This is a genomic window from Litorimonas sp. (assembly GCA_029936425.1).
Lineage (GTDB): Bacteria > Pseudomonadota > Alphaproteobacteria > Caulobacterales > Maricaulaceae > Litorimonas.
In genome coordinates this window covers 76533-94215 of record JAPYSU010000003.1, presented here as the reverse complement: position 1 = coordinate 94215, position 17683 = coordinate 76533, and the positions used below count along the sequence as shown (strand labels likewise).

At 49.3% G+C, this 17683-nt stretch carries 16 protein-coding genes; 8 read left to right on the top strand and 8 right to left on the bottom strand.

Annotated features, from left to right (window positions below; genetic code table 11):
* Window positions 1-5: 5 nt before the first annotated feature.
* The 6 genes from ACN0IC_RS03675 (at window position 6) to ACN0IC_RS03650 (ending at window position 7141) form a co-directional block, all read left to right on the top strand.
* Window positions 6-2075 carry a DEAD/DEAH box helicase gene (locus ACN0IC_RS03675; protein WP_416877410.1) on the top strand — a complete coding sequence of 690 codons (2070 nt, stop codon included), beginning with the start codon at window positions 6-8 and terminating at the stop codon, window positions 2073-2075.
* On the top strand, window positions 2068-3234 hold the full coding sequence (locus ACN0IC_RS03670; RefSeq protein WP_416877409.1) for a GIY-YIG nuclease family protein: 1167 nt from the start codon (window positions 2068-2070) through the stop codon (window positions 3232-3234). The genes ACN0IC_RS03675 and ACN0IC_RS03670 overlap by 8 nt, the downstream gene beginning before the upstream one ends.
* On the top strand, window positions 3231-3470 hold the full coding sequence (locus ACN0IC_RS03665; RefSeq protein ID WP_416877408.1) for a hypothetical protein: 240 nt from the start codon (window positions 3231-3233) through the stop codon (window positions 3468-3470). Before ACN0IC_RS03670 ends, ACN0IC_RS03665 begins: the two co-directional genes overlap by 4 nt.
* The gene (locus ACN0IC_RS03660; RefSeq protein ID WP_416877407.1) at window positions 3470-5968 is read left to right on the top strand and encodes an AAA family ATPase; all 2499 of its coding nucleotides are present in this window, start codon (window positions 3470-3472) and stop codon (window positions 5966-5968) included. Before ACN0IC_RS03665 ends, ACN0IC_RS03660 begins: the two co-directional genes overlap by 1 nt.
* A 238-nt stretch (window positions 5969-6206) precedes the next feature.
* The gene (locus ACN0IC_RS03655) at window positions 6207-6713 is read left to right on the top strand and encodes an antirestriction protein ArdA (RefSeq protein WP_416877406.1); all 507 of its coding nucleotides are present in this window, start codon (window positions 6207-6209) and stop codon (window positions 6711-6713) included.
* A 2-nt stretch (window positions 6714-6715) separates the two neighbouring features.
* Window positions 6716-7141: a hypothetical protein gene (locus ACN0IC_RS03650; protein WP_416877405.1), complete on the top strand. Its 426-nt coding sequence runs from the start codon at window positions 6716-6718 to the stop codon at window positions 7139-7141.
* A 30-nt stretch (window positions 7142-7171) separates the two neighbouring features.
* Here the strand turns inward: ACN0IC_RS03650 and ACN0IC_RS03645 are convergent, their stop codons facing one another.
* From ACN0IC_RS03645 to ACN0IC_RS03635, 3 genes are read right to left on the bottom strand one after another with little or no spacing between them, the layout of a single operon-like run.
* Window positions 7172-8395 carry a relaxase/mobilization nuclease domain-containing protein gene (locus ACN0IC_RS03645; RefSeq protein WP_416877404.1) on the bottom strand — a complete coding sequence of 408 codons (1224 nt, stop codon included), beginning with the start codon at window positions 8393-8395 and terminating at the stop codon, window positions 7172-7174.
* A 1-nt stretch (window position 8396) separates the two neighbouring features.
* On the bottom strand, window positions 8397-8825 hold the full coding sequence (locus tag ACN0IC_RS03640) for a hypothetical protein (protein ID WP_416877403.1): 429 nt from the start codon (window positions 8823-8825) through the stop codon (window positions 8397-8399).
* Window positions 8822-8983, bottom strand: a complete 162-nt coding sequence (locus tag ACN0IC_RS03635) for a hypothetical protein (RefSeq protein ID WP_416877402.1) — start codon at window positions 8981-8983, stop codon at window positions 8822-8824. Before ACN0IC_RS03635 ends, ACN0IC_RS03640 begins: the two co-directional genes overlap by 4 nt.
* A gap of 161 nt (window positions 8984-9144) precedes the next feature.
* On the opposite strand from ACN0IC_RS03635, the gene ACN0IC_RS03630 reads away from it, so the two are divergent.
* Together ACN0IC_RS03630 and ACN0IC_RS03625 are read left to right on the top strand one after the other, a co-directional pair.
* Window positions 9145-11493, top strand: a complete 2349-nt coding sequence (locus ACN0IC_RS03630) for an ATP-binding protein (RefSeq protein ID WP_416877401.1) — start codon at window positions 9145-9147, stop codon at window positions 11491-11493.
* Window positions 11494-11546: 53 nt separating this feature from the next.
* Window positions 11547-13259: an amidohydrolase gene (locus tag ACN0IC_RS03625; RefSeq protein ID WP_416877400.1), complete on the top strand. Its 1713-nt coding sequence runs from the start codon at window positions 11547-11549 to the stop codon at window positions 13257-13259.
* A gap of 21 nt (window positions 13260-13280) precedes the next feature.
* On the opposite strand, the gene ACN0IC_RS03620 is transcribed toward ACN0IC_RS03625, so the two are convergent.
* The 5 genes from ACN0IC_RS03620 to ACN0IC_RS03600 are packed head-to-tail and all read right to left on the bottom strand — an operon-like array spanning window position 13281 to window position 17666.
* Window positions 13281-13766, bottom strand: coding sequence for a YajQ family cyclic di-GMP-binding protein (locus ACN0IC_RS03620; protein WP_416877399.1), 486 nt, complete (start codon window positions 13764-13766; stop codon window positions 13281-13283).
* Between the two features lie 4 nt (window positions 13767-13770).
* The gene (locus ACN0IC_RS03615; protein WP_416877398.1) at window positions 13771-15018 is read right to left on the bottom strand and encodes an acyl-CoA dehydrogenase family protein; all 1248 of its coding nucleotides are present in this window, start codon (window positions 15016-15018) and stop codon (window positions 13771-13773) included.
* 10 nt (window positions 15019-15028) lie between these two features.
* Window positions 15029-16093 carry a phosphotransferase family protein gene (locus tag ACN0IC_RS03610; RefSeq protein ID WP_416877397.1) on the bottom strand — a complete coding sequence of 355 codons (1065 nt, stop codon included), beginning with the start codon at window positions 16091-16093 and terminating at the stop codon, window positions 15029-15031.
* Window positions 16093-16854 (bottom strand): glucose 1-dehydrogenase, encoded by a 762-nt coding sequence (locus ACN0IC_RS03605; RefSeq protein WP_416877396.1) that lies wholly within the window; start codon window positions 16852-16854, stop codon window positions 16093-16095. Before ACN0IC_RS03605 ends, ACN0IC_RS03610 begins: the two co-directional genes overlap by 1 nt.
* A 26-nt stretch (window positions 16855-16880) precedes the next feature.
* Window positions 16881-17666 (bottom strand): SDR family NAD(P)-dependent oxidoreductase, encoded by a 786-nt coding sequence (locus tag ACN0IC_RS03600; RefSeq protein WP_416877395.1) that lies wholly within the window; start codon window positions 17664-17666, stop codon window positions 16881-16883.
* Between the last annotated feature and the right edge of the window lie 17 nt (window positions 17667-17683).

Genomic DNA, 17683 nt, shown 5'->3' with positions numbered 1-17683 from the left:
CGCGCATGAGCGAGCCAGATAAAATAAGCCCCCCACAATCCATTACCACTAACTTTGCAACCAATGGAAAATCCAAATCATCAGACTCCATGGGGATGCGGGCGATGCAGGCGCGGGCATGGAAATATCGCGGTGAGCAATATTTGCTGATTAAGTCTCCACCTGCCTCTGGGAAGTCTCGGGCGCTCATGTTCATCGCTCTGGACAAGCTGCATAATCAGGGCGTTCGTAAAGTTATCATCGTAGTGCCTGAGCGCTCTATCGGGTCGAGCTTTGCCAATGAGCCTCTTGCCAAGTTTGGATTCTTTACCGACTGGAATGTTGAGCCGCAATGGAACCTGACAAATGCGGCGGGCGCTGACGCCGAGAATGTGCCCAAATCAACAGTTAAAGCCGTTGGTGCGTTTTTGGAAAGTGATGCGAGTGTTTTGGTAACAACCCATGCTACGTTCCGTTTTGCGGTTGAAGAGGTCGGGATTGAGACATTTGATAATTGCCTGATCGCCGTTGACGAATTTCACCATGTCAGTGCCGATAAGGACAATGTCTTGGGACGGCAGCTTGGCGCGTTCTTAGATCGCGACAAAGTTCATGTCGTCGCCATGACTGGCAGCTATTTCAGGGGCGATTCTGTTCCCGTACTAGCACCCGAAGATGAGGCGCGGTTCGAGACCGTGACCTATACCTATTATGAGCAGCTCAACGGTTATGATTATCTGAAAACCCTCGACATCGGATATAGCTTTTATTCGGGCGATTATATTGAGGCCGTTCCCCAAGCTTTCATTGAAGACCTTAAAACCATCATCCACATTCCAAACGTCAATGCGCGTGAGGCGGGGCGGTATGACAAATATCGCAGCGCGGAAATGATAATGGAGCATTTGGGCGAGTGGCAGGGGCGCGATCCTGAAACGGGTTTCCAACTCGTTAAACGGGCGGACGGTAAAGTTCTGCGCGTGGCAAATCTTGTCGATGACGATCCGAACTTGCGTTCGCAAGTGGTCAATTCTCTGAAAGACCCCGTACAAAAAATGAACCGTGATTGGGTTGATGTTATCATAGCTCTTGGCATGGCCAAAGAAGGCTTTGATTGGGTGTGGTGTGAGCACGCGCTTACCATTGGCTATCGCGCCAGCCTGACCGAAGTTGTTCAAATTATTGGACGCGCTACGCGTGATGCAAAAGGCAAAACTAAGGCACGTTTCACGAACCTCATTGCCGAACCTGATGCCGCCGAGGATACGGTTGTTGATGCAGTCAATGATACGCTCAAAGCTATCGCGGCCTCGCTCTTGATGGAACAGGTGTTGGCCCCGCGTTTTAATTTTACCCCGCGCCAAGCAGGTCCGCAGCCCGGCTTTGACTATGAGGGCGGGTATCAGGAAGGCAAAAGCAATGTCGGTTATTCCGAGGACGGGGCGGTGCACGTTGAGATTAAAGGCTTGGTCGAACCGAAATCCGATGACGGCAAACGTATTGTTGAAGAAGACTTGAATGAGCTGGTCACATCCTTTCTGCAGGATAACCGAACGCTGGAGCGTGGGCTTTTTGATGATGAGGTTATTCCAGAAGAGCTGACGCAAGTCTCAATGGGGAACATCGTTCGCACGCGTTACCCTGAATTGTCCGACGTGGATCAGGAGGCCATACGGATGCAAGCGGTGGCTGCGATCAACCTTATCCAGAAAGGCAAAGCGACAGCCGCAGAAAATGATGGCGGTGACGAGCTTAAAGCAAATACCGCGCTGGTGGATGGCATTCGTAAATATGCCATGGACGTGCGCGAGCTTGATATTGACCTGATCGACAGCATCAATCCGTTTCAGACTGCCTATTCCATCATGTCAAAAGCGATGGATCAAAATACGCTTATGCGCGTCAAAGAGGCTATTTCCGCGAAGCGGATAAAGCTGACGCCAGAAGAAGCCGTTGATTTTGCGCGCAGAGCCGTTCGGTTCAAGCGAGAACACAATCGTATGCCTGAGCTGACGGCCCAAGACCCGTGGGAGCAGAAGCTGGCCGAAGGGGCGCTTGCCTTCAAACGCTTTAAGGCGGAGGGCAAATATGAGTGATCTCGACCTCGACGAATTAGAAGCCGAACTTGGCGGCCCGATAGAGGTCAAAGCTACGCCGAAGATAAGCGCTGAGCAAGCGCGTGTCGTTGCTGGCTTTGAAGATATTGTTAAATTTCATGAAGAGCATGGTCGCCCACCTCGCCATGGTGAAGGGCGCGATATATTTGAGCGTATATATGCAGCGCACTTGGATGCACTGCGCAAGCAACCGCGCTTTCACGAGTTGCTGGCCGATCTTGATAAGCTTGGCTTGTTGCAATTGAGCGCCGACGATCCTGACGATCTTGATGAAGATGCGCTACTAGATGAGCTTGGCGGTTTGGATGATGAAATTTCAACACTGAAACATGTGAAACCCAGAAGTGAAAAAGCAAGTCCAGATGAAGTTGCTCAGCGCAGAGCATGTGAAGACTTTAAGCGTTTTGAGCTATTGTTTTTAAAAACCAAAGCAGAACTCAAACAAGGCACGAGAGAAGCCAGAGAGTTTGGCAAGGACATAGAAATTAGAGCCGGGCAATTTTTTATTTTGCGTGGTCAACTCGCTTTTGTTGCGAAAGTCGGTGAAGAACGCACAGCACCTGATGGGACACCTGACGCACGGTTACGAGTCGTTTACGACAATGGAACTGAAAGCAACCTTCTGAAATGGTCACTCCAACGCGCTTTGTACAAAGACGAGCGCGGCCGAAGGATCACCGACCCAATAGCTGGCCCTTTATTCAAAGAACAGGCAATGCAAGGAACCGAGAGCGGGACGATTTATGTTCTACGGAGCAAGTCCGACTTACCTTTGATCGCCGAAAACCGTGAGCTTGTTCATAAAATTGGGGTTACGGGCGGAAAGGTCGAAACTCGTATCTCCAACGCGGCCAATGATGCGACTTACTTGCTCGCAGATGTCGAGATTGTCGCTACCTATCAGCTTTACGATATAAACCGCACAAAGCTTGAGAATATGATCCAGTCATTTTTTGAGGCGGCGCGGCTAGATATCGAAATTAAAGATCGATTTGGAAAACCCGTTCGTCCCAAAGAGTGGTTTATCGTTCCCCTAAGCGCAATTGATGAGGCTGTTGAACGGATCAAGGACAAATCAATTGGCGAGTATGTTTACAGTGTGAGCGAAGGCAAGGTGATAGAAAGCGATTTGGGATGAGCGATTTTACTTTCGATGGAAATAAAAGGTCTTCCGAGAATTCTGCGAATTTCTTGCAGAGTATTGAAGATATTGACCCCGAAATGGCTGAAATTCTCCAAGTGAATTGGGATAAGCTCCTCACCGTCGTTCGTGAAGGAGAGAGGGACTCAAAGGCTAGAGCGGAGTTTAACGAGACTATCGCTGTCGCTTTGGATGAATTCCTGACGCGAGATACGGACGGGGAAAACGAGTAATGCCGCGCTACTTCCTCAAAAGATTGAAAATCGAGGGATTTCGCGGCGTCAATAATCAAGGTAACCCGCTTGATATCAGCTTTAGGCCTGAAGCCGTAAACTCAGTCTTTGCTGTCAATGGAATCGGAAAAAGCTCAATATTTGAGTCTCTATATTACGCGATCCACGGAACGATCCCCAAGCTTAATGTTCTGAAAGCCCATGAACGCCCTCAAGATTACTATTGCAACCGCTTTCATTCCGGCAATAAAGCAATGATTGAAATAGAGCTAGAGCCAGATGACGGCGGAGCGGCAGTCACCGTCAAAGTGGAACGCGATGATTCTGGCAACCGAACTGTTACCAGTCCTAGCGGACACAGCGATCCCGAACGCTTTCTCGCTACACTAAATGAGGCATTCGCGCTTTTAGATTACCGCACCTTCTCGCGCTTCATTGAAGAATCTCCCTTGGAGCGCGGTCGTACGTTCTCTGCGCTTCTTGGTCTTTCTGAATACTCTGATTGCCGTCAGGCGCTGCAGACTGTCTCTGATACGCGCACTACAAATTCCGATCTTGATATCAAGGTGCTGGCCACTCAGATCAAAGCCGCACAGACTTCAGTCCAGCAATCCTTGGCCGCACTCCGCACCAGTTTTGAGAAGGTCACAGGAATACCGCTCGATGATGTGGACAAACTTGTTCAATTTTCAGCTCAAGTTTCCCAAGCTCTCGGAAATGTTGAACTCCTAAAGGAACATTTCGTCGGCAAGAATCTGGGAGAAATCGATTTCGATGAGATCAAGGCAGCGATAAAAACGGCTGAAGGTGGAGAAAAACGCAAAGACCTTGAGAAAGTCATTACCGACATTGCTGCGTTGGAAGCTCTGAAAACGCATGATGCAGCTGTGATTGGTGTAGAACAGAAGAATATCAAAAAACTTATCAGTGAACGGGACGAGTTACTAGAAGCAACCCGGGGAGACCTCTTTGAAAAACTCTATTCAGCGGCTCAAGAAGTCGTAGAAAGTGATGTATGGACTAATGAAGCGCTGTGTCCGCTCTGTGACAGTGATCTTCAAAGCTCCATAAGCACTCATATCAACGATCAACTTGCCCAATATGCCGAGACAGCGGCTAAGACAAAAGAACTTGCCGAGCTCTGGGAAGGTTCCTTTTGGCGACGGTGCCTATCCGAACACGAAAGTGCAAAAGTGCTCGGCGTCAATACCAAAGAATACATTCTTGCCAGTCTAGATTCCAAGATTCAATCGGGCGAAATTAGCGAGACCAGCGTTAACTCCGCAATTGCCCGAACTTCAGCGCTTGGCCAGCTCGCACATGAATCGCTTAGTAAGGCGGAGGAACGTAAGTCGCAGCTAGAAGCGGAGCTGCCGTCGTCTCTCGTTCAGCTCACTGAGCAAGTGGAGTATGGGCGACAGTATAAAGACGCACTCGCAGAATATACAGCAGGTCAATTGGAAGAAGCCAAATTACAGTCACAATTAGATATTCGTGAACGTTGGAAAACATTCATTTCAAAGGTCGCGTCTGGATATGCGACTGCGGAGGCGGTGCTGTCCAAGACCAAAATTAGCGGCATCGATGCCGAATACAAATCAATGTATAAGGACATCATGCAAGTTGGTGACGTAGTTCCTGATCTTCAGCGCGCCGACGACAAAGAAGATCTCAATGTCGAACTCAGCGACTTCCATGGCCAACATAACCTATCAGCACGGGCTTTGCTTTCCGAAAGTTACCGAAATGCTCTTGCGGTCTCAGTATTTCTTGCGGCCGCTATGAAGCATTCCGGTGTTCCGCGTTTCGTTGTTCTTGACGATGTGACATCAAGCTTCGACGCAGGTCACCAATATTTCTTGATGGAGCTTATCCGGACGAAGCTACAGCAACCGCAAAATTCTAGTGGCCTGCAGTTTATTATTTTGAGTCATGATGGTTTGCTAGAAAAGTATTTTGACAGGTTAGGAAGCACTGCCGATTGGCACCACACAAAATTGCAAGGCTCGCCGCCCATGGGCGATATTCTTCACCAGTCACAGGGGGCGGATCGACTTAAAGCACGCGTTACCACCCTACTGTCCGCTGGGCAGATAAGTGAAGCTGAGCCCCTAGTTAGACAGTACCTTGAATACAAGCTCCAACAAATTATCCGTAAGGTGGACATTCCAGTGCCGCTTGATTTCGCAATTAAGGACACAAATAAGATGGTTCAAAATTGCCTCGACGCCATAGAGAAGGCGATTATTCTTCACCAAAGAGCAGGCACTCTGGTTCTGGACGCACAGCAAGTTCAGGATATTCAGAATTCACACGTTCCCGCAATCGTGGGCAACTGGGTCAGTCATTACGCGACAGGCGGTAGTAGCAGTTTTTCTGCACCTGCCCTCAACGGGATAATCAATTCTATAGATAATATGTCTGAGTGTTTTCGGTACGACGATGTATCTTCAACTTCTCCCGTTAGACGTTGGTATCGATCTCTTTCACAAAGATAAAATATTGGCGTCCGGGCGGGCTTTCGTGAACCGAGCCTGTAGTCTCGGCCATTCGGCTTCAATCCCTGACGCCTTAGGGGTGGCATCCCCTCAGCGCACTTCACAAAAAATGGATCGGTCTCCCGAGGCTCGGCGCTAGCGCCTGCGCCCGCCGTCAATTTTTTGCTCCGTTTGCACACCCCCGCTTTCGCCAAGGGGCAAGGGTTCATTGCGAACCCTTAACCTGACGGAGGTTTTTATGTCAGATGAAATCAGAATCTATGTGGCCTGTCTGGCCAGTTACAATAACGGCATTCTGCACGGTTCATGGATAGACGCTACGCAGGGAGAAGAAGGCATTTGGCGCGATGTGAGCCAGATGCTTTTGAAATCACCTGCTGAGTATGCCGAAGAATGGGCTATTCATGACTATGTAGGCTTTGGCGATATTTGCCTGTCTGAATATGCCAGCTTTGACACGGTTGCCGAGAATGCGGCCTTTATCGAAAAGCATGGTGAAATTGGCTCTAAACTGGTCGCTTTCTTTGGGAACATTGAAGATGCAGAAAACGCAATCAGTGAACATTACGCAGGCGAGTATGACCGCCTAGAGGATTACGCGGCGGAACTCACCGAAGAGACCACGCAGATTCCTGAAAATCTCCGCTATTATATCAACTATGAGAAAATGGCGCGAGACTTGGCCATCAATGATGTGATGACTATCGAAGTCGGTCAAAGCGTCCATGTCTTCTGGAGGTTTTAATAATGACATCTCCAGAAGCAATTCCAAACACATATCAGCCAAGCCACCCATGGTATTATCGTTTGGGTGCTCCGCCATTGTTTCCATCGCAAATCAAGGCGAGCGTGGACGTAGAACATTATCCCGATTTTATGATTGAAGATATTCTTGCCGCTACCGCCATGGCAGAGCCGCAACGCTCCGAACGTTTACGAAGTATTCGCTGTAAAATTCGTGCAGAACTGCGGCGCGATCTTGCGATATATCTTGAGCGATTGCGCGAACTGAAAGCAAGGCGCTTAGACCCATCCCCCGAAGATCAGCCGATTGCATCATGTGTCTACACGGCAATGAGCCTGAAACATAATCATATCTATAATGATTATGCCCAGCTTATGATATGTGAGAAATTTCTTTCCGAACAAGGTGATTTGTTCTCGCAGATATAGAAAATGAAAGTCTTGCGCGGAAAGAAATTTCTACGGCTCCGGCCCGTGTGAAATGCAATAATTTTGCCTGTCTTGTTCGAGTTGCCTTTGTATGGACTGCGCCCGCTCCGCATGTCGTAGTTTGAAAACCTCAATGCGCCTACGCTCGCGAAGGTGTCGCCAAACCATTTCATCTTTGGCCTTCTGAAGCGCCTTAGCCTCTTGATAGGCTTCACGCTCATTCTTGCGTTTAATCCGCCTATGCTCACCGCGCAGATGATCCCACAAGCCCGATAAACCGCGCCGGAACCGCGCTTGCCGGTCTTTATTGGACGCAATACGCTTTGTCTCTTGGTGCTTAGAAAAGGCATCACGTTCGCGGCGTTGCGCCTCCACAAGTGTCTTGCGCTTGTTTTCAAAGGTCTCTTGCGCCTCAGCGGCGCGGGCATCCACGCCAGTCGTCAGGCGGCCCAGCATCGCGCCCATGGTTTTTCGGATTTGATTTTGTGTTTCCGTCACGCTGGGCAAGGTTTCTGGCTTGCCCAGTCGCGCAGTAAGCTCTTTTTTCTTTTTCTTGGCCATGCGCGAGAGCGAATAGACCTCAAGATCATGGTCAATCACAACGAAGCCCCGCCGGTCACCACGGGCGAGGCGATACCCCCGTTCATCCAAAGCATACTCAAACGAAGTTTTAGAATCAGAAATAGCCCATGCATCTTGCAGGCTTGCACTTATGGCTTTGGCGTCTTTTCCGGCCCGCTTAGCCTGTTGCCATTGAGCCAGCGTAAAGCGGCGCGGTTGACCGCCAGCGCGATAGGCCAGCCCTTCGGGCATTTTCCAGCCGCGTTCGATGAATATATCCCGCGACAATTCCATCAGCTTTTGATGATCAAAGGGAATGTGAACAGCTTTAAGCTCTTGCGTATCAATACGGCTAAACACGCAATGCGCATGGCGGCGACCGTATTTCTCATGAAAAACAATCACACGCGGTTGGCCAGTTAGGCCAAGCCGCGACTCGGCCTCATCTATTATCTCAATAAAATCGGAAGTGCTTACCTGTTTATCAAGCGGAGGATTAACCGACATGCTGTAGAGGAACTTCTTACAACGGGTGGCGCATGACGTGGCATAAGCCTCATTCAATGCGCCCATCACGGTATCTGATACGAATCCCCGCACTTCATGCAACTCGATATGTTCATTCTCATCTTTCATGAGATGCACAGCGAGATCGCGCGCCCCGCCGCGTTGATTACCGACTATGATTGCCATCTTAGCCTTTCGCCTTAATGCCCAACGCCTCAATCAAATCTTTGCGAATGGCTAGAACGAGTGCGCAGGTTGCCCGCAATTCCTCTTCCAAATCCTCTGATAAAGGCAAAGCCCCGTCCATAGCCGCATCAGCAATCTTATTGAGATTAGCGGCAATACCGGACTGGCCCAAAGCGCCCAGAATGCGAGCGGCCATATCCGTCTTGATGGAAAGACTAGAATTTTTGTTTGTGTCGCCCTGTAAGGCTGCATGGCGCACATAAGTGCTTACACTATCCTTACCCGCTAGCAATTTAAGCTTAGCCTTCTCGGAAGAAGTAACGCGAAACGAAACGGGGTGTAGTGTTTCTTTAGTCTTTGAGGCAGGCCCTTTCGGTTGTGAGGCTTGATTGTAGTTAGCGGAGATATTGGCAGATGCAGGCGGGATCATAGCTCAAATGACTCCCATTCTAGATCACAGTCTTGAAGGATGGACTCCCAATCTTCAAAGACGCGAACCAGCTCGTCAAAATCATAGCTTTCAAAATGTTCGGCAGTACGATTAAATTCGGCTCTGGTGTTTAAGGAATTTCCTTCCAGCCGCACCATTGTCTTTTCTTTAATATCCACTGAATTTGACTGGAATTTGGGTATAATACCCTAAGATTATAGCTCTGTTCATCATAAGTGTGATGCATAACATTTGTTAACTCCATTTTGTCTTTTTGCCTGCATTGTCAGGCAAGTAGAAAGAAAATGGGAATTTTGAGATGATTCGCACACATTTGAGTGCAGAACAAACTCCGACTAATTCGGCAAGAGATGAGGTATTTGTAACCGGCCACCGGGATGACGGTACGGTAGAAACCATGCTGGATCGACGCGAAACAAATCGTAGAACAGAAGATTATTTCTGGCTTGAGCGCCTTGGTGAGTTGTCTGGACAGGCCCTAATGGTGTTCGACAAAGACCTGAATCTTGAATATTCCAACATACTGACTGTTCAGCTCTTTGGCCTGAGCGAGTCGGACTTTGAAAAACTCACCTGTTATGATGACCTGATACAGTATTGTGTCGCCAGGGGAGATTTCGGCCAAGGGTCAGAAACGACTTTGAGAGCTTTAACAGAAGACCTCATTACGAACGCCCGAATTCAGTCGCGTGAAAAAAAAGCCGATTGGCAAATTTCGACTCCTGCGGGAAAGCATCTGTCCTTTTCTCAGGGATATGGGCGTGATGGCCGCATGCTTGTGACTATCAGAGATGTGACAGATAGAGTCGAAACACAACGCGCGCTCGACATTGCTATGGATGTCGGTGATGCTGGATATTGGGTTTTAAATTTCGAAACAAATAGCTGGAAGACCTCCTCTAAGAGCTTTTTAAGACTTTTTGGAGCCGAGAGGATTCGCCAAGCAGAAAATGAAGGTTTTATCTGTCTTCTACACCCGGAAGATAAAGCCTTTTGCGAAGAGGCCTGGAAGACCTCAATTAAATCCCGGCAGCCCTGGGCTGAAAAGGTCCGCATTCTGGACGTAGACGGAAATTCCATTCACCTAAAAGTAAACGGCGTTCCGCAACTCTCCCAGACAGGGCGTGTGACGAGCATGTTTTGCTACTACGTCGATATTACACAAGAGGCAAAAGAACAGAAAGAACAGGGTCTTTCTCTTGAAAAAGCGCGAAAGGCTTTAAAGGTCAAAAATGATATATTGGCCCGCTTAAGTCATGACGTCCGGACCCCCATGAATGCTGTCATCGGCATTTCCGATGCCCTCCTGCATCATCATCCTGATCCTGTCACAAAGCCCAAGCTGGAACTTATTCAAAACTCTGCCGAGAAAATCATTCGTATTGTGGATGGCACCTTGGATCACAGCAAGATGGAGGAACGTAAGCTCACCCTCGCTGCGACGCCAACTGACCCTAAAGCCTGTGTTGAGATGGTCTGCAGACTTTGGGAAGAGCAGGCCAAAAAGAACCAGACAAAACTGACCTATAGTTTCGATCCCTCCCTACCCCCGCAAATTATGCTGGATGGTTTCCGTTATGAGCAGTGCTTAAACAACCTCCTTTCAAATGCGATTAAGTTCACACAGGGCGGCAATGTCCATGTTGTTCTGACAACCGTTGCGAAGTCAGGGGGCCCTAGCCGGCTTGTCCTTGCCGTCAAAGATAACGGGATTGGTATGACGACTGAACAACAGTCACAAATCTTTGAACCTTACACCCAGGCCGACGACTCAATTTCCAGTCGATTTGGCGGCACAGGTCTCGGAATGACAATTACCAAGCAGATTTCTGAATTGATGGGAGGCTCCATCAAGGTGAAATCTGCCAAGGGCGAAGGCACAGTCTTTGTCATCGCAATTCCGTATCAGGAGGTATCAGATGAAGAAATTTCGACGCCTCAAAATGCTATTCAGGCTGAAGAGGAAAGTTTAAAATTAGCTCCTGAGAGTAGCCCTGTTCCGGGGTCAACTGAACTGCAGAAAACTGACCCTGTGAGGAGTCCGGAATCAAAAGCTGAAACTCCGCCGCAGGCACCTGTAGAGATCGTAACATCGGCACCTGAAAAGCCGGCACCTCAGAATGAAATTTCGCAAAAGCCCGCAAAGACAGCTTCACCCGCGACTTCGGAAAGCTTGGTAAGCGATATTTTGGAGACATCTGTTTCCCAGAAAAAAGATGTATCACCTTATTCAAACCTTCGTCTTCTCGTGGTCGATGACAATGCCACCAACCACATGGTCGTCAGTTCTCTACTCAGCAATGTCGTTGGGTCAATTGTGACCGCCAGCGATGGTCAGGAGGCTATTGATCAGCTTGAAAGCCAAGCCTTCGACGTTGTTCTAATGGATATTCATATGCCTGTGATGGACGGGATCGAAGCCACCTTGTCAATAAGGGGGAGCCGCAAACCTTACTCCGATATCCCTATCATCGCTCTCACAGCGGACCCTCAATATCAGCAGAAAAGGCTCTGCCGGAATATCGGTATGGATGAAGCGTTGGCGAAACCCGTAAAGCTCACGGAACTTGTGCATGCTTTTGAGACAATTATGCCAAAATTGAACGGAAATTCCGAAGCGCAAAATAATATTAAGCAAACGGGCTAGTTTCGTACTTTAAAATCCTTATCTTGTGAAGGTAATTCAAGACCGAGCAAGATATGACTTTATATAAATCTCTCCTTTTATCCGGAATAGCCCTGAGCCTGGCGGCCTGCGGTCAAGAAAAGGACAATCTGTTACAAACGGCTTCTGACGAGGCGGTTGAGCAGAGCTGGTGCATTTCAGGAGGGCCGATTTATACGGCCTTGGACGCTCAGCCCACCGTCGAGGCGGTTGCCGTTTCATCCGGCGAAATCACTTACGCTGGCCCCGCATCAGATAACTGGTGCCAAGACGACACCGCCGATCGGATAAATCTGGACGGCGCCGCCCTATATCCAGGACTGACTGACGGACACGCGCATCTCATCGGTATAGGGCTCAGGGAGATGACGCTCAATCTTGAAGGAACCGCCTCCATAGAAGATTTGAAGTCACGTCTCGCCAAAGAAGTTGAACAAACCTCTGACGGTGAAACCATTTACGGACGGGGCTGGATAGAGACTCATTGGCCAGAAGGCCGCTTTCCAACCCGGCAAGATTTGGACGAAGTGGCTCCGAACAATCCGGTCATTCTGACCCGGGCAGACGGTCATGCGGCCATAGTCAATTCTGTTACGTTAGAAAAATCTGGAATTGACAGGAATACGGATGCTCCTTTTGGAGGCGCGATTAATAAAAACTCTGACGGTGTCCCCACAGGCATGCTGATAGACAAAGCTCAAAATCTAGTCTCTGAGTTGATGCCAACTTTGACTTATGAGCGCCGCCAGGAAGCTTATAAAAAAGGCTCTGAGCTTTATGCCTCCAGAGGCTGGGCCAATATCCATTCCATGTCGGTCGATCCGAATGATGTTCCTTTGATGCAAGAGCTTGCCAATAGCGAGGATATAAAAATTCGGGTCTATAACTCTATTGACCTGCAAAATAACCGCGCCATGCCTACTATGGATACGGAAACAGCTGAGAGCGACCTTATCACAACCCGCGCCATCAAACTCTACGCCGATGGCGCATTGGGCTCACGCGGAGCCGCCCTCCTCGCCCCCTACTCTGATGATCCTGACAATGAAGGCCTGATGACGCTTAAGGAGGTTCAAGTTGAAGCCTTTTTGCAAACCGCCTTACGGAATGGCATTCAAGTGAATACCCATGCCATCGGCGATCGGGCCAACCGTTATGTCCTTCAATGGTATAAAGATGCCTTTGAAACGGTTCCTCAGTCGAGTTGGAAAGTCGAAGACCCACGTTGGCGCATTGAACATGCCCAAATTGTAGATGTCTCAGATATTCCCCTCTTCGCTGAATATGACATTATTCCCTCAATGCAGCCGAGCCATGCCATTGGCGACCTTCACTTTGCCGTCGACAGATTAGGCAAAAAACGTCTTGAAGGCGGGTATGCTTGGCGAAGTCTGATTGACGCAGGCTCAATAATCGTCGGCGGATCTGACGCGCCTGTTGAAGTCGGGGATCCACGTATTGAATTTTATGCGGCGACTCAACGTAAAGACACGGAAGGCTACAGCAATGAAAATTGGTATCCTGAGGAAAAGGTGACGCGCCAAGAAGCTTTGAAAATGTTTACAATCTGGCCGGCTTACGCTGCTTTTGAAGAAAACAAGCTCGGGACGATTGAAGTTGGCAAACGAGCTGACTTCAGCGCTTTTAAGACCGATTTAATGACGGCCCCTGGCCCGGAAATTCTGACTAGCGAGCCTCTTTTCACCATGGTGAATGGCAAAATGGCTTTTGACGGGCGAGATAAATAATCCCGCCCTTCAATATCCGGTTCAGTCTCTAAAGTTTTTAAACTGAACGGGTTGTTCTAGCCCCATATCCTTCACGAACTGAATGGCGGCTTGAAGGTCATCTCGTTTCTTTCCAGTCACCCGCAAAGTATCGCCTTGAATGGAGACCTGAACTTTCATTTTTGAGCTCTTGATATCTTTGACGATTTTCTTCGCCATCTCTTTATCAATGCCCTCTTTCACAACAATATTCTGACGCACGGATTGCCCGGCGGCTGGCTCAACTTTTTGGTAGTCAAGCTGTCCAGGCTCTATCCCGCGCTTATGTAGATTACCGCGTAAAATTTCGTGCATTTGATTGAGCTTCAACTCATCATCAGCAAAAACTTTTATGGCCCCATCCGAACTTTCCACGGTCGATTTCGAACCTTTGAAATCATAGCGAACGCCGATTTCGCGCATCACATTCTGAATGGCGTTATCGACTTCCGACATATCAGCTTCTGAAACGATATCGAAACTTGGCATTTTATTAGACCTTTGTGTTTGTATAAGGCTTTAGCTCTTTTCGCGCGACCTGCATACGGTGAACCGCATCAGGGCCGTCAGCAAAACGAAGCGTTCGCATCCCGGCATACATATCCGCAAGCGGCGTATCTTGCGAGACGCCAGTTCCGCCAAACATCTGCATAGCCTCATCTATCACCTTGAGCGCCATGTTTGGCGCGGCCACTTTGATCTGGGAAATATAAGGCGCCGCCGCCCGGGAATCGCCCTGGTCCATCATCCAAGCCGCTTTCAGACAAAGTAACCTAGCCTGTTCAATCGCAATCCGGCACTCCGCAATAATATCATAATTCGCGCCAAGTTTCGCCAGAGGACGACCAAAGGCCGTTCGGCTCAAAGATCGCTCGCACATCAGTTTCAGGGCGCGTTCTGCCTGTCCCACGGCACGCATGCAGTGATGGATACGACCCGGCCCGAGGCGGCCTTGGCTGACCTCAAACCCACGGCCTTCTCCAATCAGAAGAGCGCTGGCTGGGACGCGTACATTCGTAAATTTAATATGCATGTGACCGTGCGGGGCATCATCATGGCCAAAAACCGTCATGGGACGAAGAATTTCTACGCCAGGCAAGTCAGCTTCAATCGCGAACATGGAATGCTGGCCATGACGCGGGACACCACTATCGCGCGCCGCAGTCCGGGCCATTAAAATATAGACCTCGCACCGCGGATCGCCGGCGCCGGAAGACCAGTATTTTTCGCCGTTAAAGACCCACTCATCTCCATCTTTCTCGGCCTTGAAGTCGAGGTTGGTCGCATCAGAGGACGCCACATCAGGCTCTGTCATCAAAAAGGCGGAACGGATTTCTCCTTCCAGAAGCGGCTTAAGCCACTTTTCCTTATGTTCATCCGTACCGTAGCGCTCCAGGACTTCCATATTCCCTGTGTCCGGGGCAGAGCAATTAAACACTTCCGGGGCCAATGTGCACCAGCCCATCTGCTCAGCTAGATACGCATATTCAACCGTCGAGAGACCATACCCGCGTTTTGAATCAGTAAGCCAGAAATTCCATAGCCCCTGCTCTTTCGCTTTGGCTTTCAAACCCTCACGAATTTCATTTTGCCGATCTGTGAATTTGAAACGGTCACCGGCTTTTCCGACCTCTGCATGATACTCTGCATCAGCGTCCAGAATTTCATTCTGAACCATATCGCGTACTTTTTCGACGAGCGGCTTTACGCGCTCGCTCATGCCCAAATCCATGACTGCCATAATCTTTCCCTTACAATTCGCCTGTTTTAATTTTCAGTCTGGCAAGTTGCCCGAGAGCACTTGTCATTTGTCCGTAGTCTTTGAATCTTGGATTGTCGTTTTGCCCGCGATAAAATCTCGCATAAATTTGCTGGATGATAACCGCCAAACGCCAAATTCCGTATACGTAATAGAATTGGAAGCCCGAAACATCCGCTCCGGTTTTTTCTGCATAAAAATCCAGAATTTCCTGTCGCGTCATCATACCCGGCGCGCCGGAGGGCTGCCGCACCATCATTTGCATAAAGGGCGGATCGTCCGCATGAATCCAGTACGCAAGCGTATTGCCCAAATCCATCATTGGATCGCCAAGCGCAGAAATTTCCCAATCCAATATCGCCTCAATCTGAGTCGGGTCACTGGCTTTCAAAATGCAATTATCAATACGGTAATCACCGTGAATAATTGCCGCGCCGCGTTCCTTTGCGGGCATGTTATCCACGAGCCAGCTCTGAACATCTTCAAACTTTTCAATGTCGTCCGTCCAAGCGGCTTCAAATCGGCGATTCCACCCGGTAATTTGTCGGTTCACATAGCCTTGAGGTTTTCCGAAATCTCCAAGGCCGACGGCCTCATAGTCCACGCTGTGAAGGTCGACTAGGGTCTGGAAAAAATTCTCGCAAAGCTGGCGTGTTTCTTTTTCCGACCAGCCCCATTCTTTTGGAATCATATTGTGGATCAGCGGGCCTTCGGATCGATCCATGACATAAAATTCGGCTCCGATAATGGAGGGATCATCCGTATAATAAAGCGTGTCAGGAACAGGAACTTCTCCTTTCAAACCGCTCATCACTTTATATTCGCGGCTCATGTCATGGCCGGATTTAGGTTTATCCCCGAAAGGCGGACGCCGTAAAACCATTCGCCGCTCCGGATAATCCAGCGCATAGGTCAGATTGGATGCGCCAGAAGGATATTGTGTAACCTCAGGCTTCCCTTTCAAATCAGGCAGCGCTTTTTTCAAAACCGTATCTATCGCGTCGATATCCAGCTCTTCGCCTTTGCGAACCTCTACTGTTGGATTAATCTCAGCCATTAAATGACGGCGCCCCCATCGACGATCATGGATTGACCTGTGTAGTAACTTGATTCATCCGACGCCATATAAAGCACCGCGCCCACCATTTCTTCAGGCTGGGCCATGCGTTTAATTGCCAAATTCATTTTGACGTAAACATCCATGGCCGGATTGTCTTTCAAGGCACTGGCGAGTTTCGTATCGGTAAAGCCAGGCAGAAGCGCGTTTACGCGAACGCCGTGTTGAGAATATTCTTTCGCCAAGCCCTTGGTCATGGCAATCAGGGCCGCTTTGCTCATCCCGTAGATCACACGGAACTCAGCCGGTTGCAGCCCGTCAATAGAGGCAACATTGATCACGGAACCGCCGCCATCTGCCTTAAGCAGCTTATAAGCTTTGGTTGTCAGGAAATACGGGCCCCGCGTATTCACTTCTATCGTCTTATCAAACGCGCCTTCACTGGCTTCATGGGCGGGGCCAAAATGCGGGCTGGTGGCGCCGTTATTGACCAGGACATCAAGCCGTCCATAGTCTTTTTCAATCATGGCGAGGACTTTGTCGTGATGATCGAGCTCCCCCAGATGAAGCTCCGCGGAGACAGCTTGCCCGCCCTTCTCCCGAATAGCCTCCGCAACTTTCTCGCAGTCAGCTTGTTTCCGGCTCGAACAAATAACTGTTGCGCCGTGCTCTGCCAAGCCGTGCGCGACAGCCTCTCCAATGCCGCGGGACGCGCCCGCGATCAAAGCAACTTTGCCGGATAAATCAAATCTCTTCGTCATAATTTTTCCCGTTAAGTGGAAGTGTGCTATTTAGTTTTTGCCGCAGCGAAAGCGTCGCCGACTTTTTGTTTCAGCTTTCCCATACCCTCCAGATAAGCATCGGGGAATCTGGCTCGGTTTACGAAATATTCCTGAACGACCTCATGCGGGAAAACATAGAATTGGTCTTTTTCGATAGCCGCTTTCAAAGCGTTGGCGACGTCTGACGGCTCAAGATATCCGTCTTGGCTATTCTCTGCCATCGGCATGCCTTTGGTCATGTCCGAACGAACATATTGGGGGCAAATACAATTTGCTTTAATGCCGTCAGCGCCGTGTTCAATCGCGACCGATTCCGCAAACGCGACTGCGGCGTGTTTTGTGGTCGTATAAGAGGCGCTGCCAATCTGATTTAAAAGACCTGCCGCAGAAGCTGTCACAATGAAGCGTCCGGAGCCCCGTTCGACCCAAGACGGCATAAGGGCCCGCGCCGCATAAACTGACCCCATGACATTAATTTGCCACGCCTGCTCCCAACTCTCATTGCTGGCCTTAGCCACATAGCGTCCATTACCGGAACCCACTCCCGCATTTGAAACATAGGTGTCAATTGGACCGAGGTCGGCTTCTACAGACGCAATAAATTTTTTAACCGAGTCTTCGTTACTGACGTCGCACACATAACCCTTTGCCCCAATCTCCTTTGCGGTTTCAGAGCACTCGACATAATCGCTGATGGCGACTTTTGCGCCATTGGCAATATACATTTCAGCTATCGCACGGCCGATGCCGCCTTTAGCTCCGGTGATGGCAATAATCTGATTTTTGAACATAATTTTACCTTACGGAA

Coding starts and splice junctions, on each gene's coding strand:
- ACN0IC_RS03675 (WP_416877410.1), top strand. CDS start 6: ATGAGCGAGCCAGATAAAATAAGCCCCCCACAATCCATTACCACTAAC.
- ACN0IC_RS03670 (WP_416877409.1), top strand. CDS start 2,068: ATGAGTGATCTCGACCTCGACGAATTAGAAGCCGAACTTGGCGGCCCG.
- ACN0IC_RS03665 (WP_416877408.1), top strand. CDS start 3,231: ATGAGCGATTTTACTTTCGATGGAAATAAAAGGTCTTCCGAGAATTCT.
- ACN0IC_RS03660 (WP_416877407.1), top strand. CDS start 3,470: ATGCCGCGCTACTTCCTCAAAAGATTGAAAATCGAGGGATTTCGCGGC.
- ACN0IC_RS03655 (WP_416877406.1), top strand. CDS start 6,207: ATGTCAGATGAAATCAGAATCTATGTGGCCTGTCTGGCCAGTTACAAT.
- ACN0IC_RS03650 (WP_416877405.1), top strand. CDS start 6,716: ATGACATCTCCAGAAGCAATTCCAAACACATATCAGCCAAGCCACCCA.
- ACN0IC_RS03645 (WP_416877404.1), bottom strand. CDS start 8,395: ATGGCAATCATAGTCGGTAATCAACGCGGCGGGGCGCGCGATCTCGCT.
- ACN0IC_RS03640 (WP_416877403.1), bottom strand. CDS start 8,825: ATGATCCCGCCTGCATCTGCCAATATCTCCGCTAACTACAATCAAGCC.
- ACN0IC_RS03635 (WP_416877402.1), bottom strand. CDS start 8,983: ATGGTGCGGCTGGAAGGAAATTCCTTAAACACCAGAGCCGAATTTAAT.
- ACN0IC_RS03630 (WP_416877401.1), top strand. CDS start 9,145: ATGATTCGCACACATTTGAGTGCAGAACAAACTCCGACTAATTCGGCA.
- ACN0IC_RS03625 (WP_416877400.1), top strand. CDS start 11,547: ATGACTTTATATAAATCTCTCCTTTTATCCGGAATAGCCCTGAGCCTG.
- ACN0IC_RS03620 (WP_416877399.1), bottom strand. CDS start 13,766: ATGCCAAGTTTCGATATCGTTTCAGAAGCTGATATGTCGGAAGTCGAT.
- ACN0IC_RS03615 (WP_416877398.1), bottom strand. CDS start 15,018: ATGGCAGTCATGGATTTGGGCATGAGCGAGCGCGTAAAGCCGCTCGTC.
- ACN0IC_RS03610 (WP_416877397.1), bottom strand. CDS start 16,093: ATGGCTGAGATTAATCCAACAGTAGAGGTTCGCAAAGGCGAAGAGCTG.
- ACN0IC_RS03605 (WP_416877396.1), bottom strand. CDS start 16,854: ATGACGAAGAGATTTGATTTATCCGGCAAAGTTGCTTTGATCGCGGGC.
- ACN0IC_RS03600 (WP_416877395.1), bottom strand. CDS start 17,666: ATGTTCAAAAATCAGATTATTGCCATCACCGGAGCTAAAGGCGGCATC.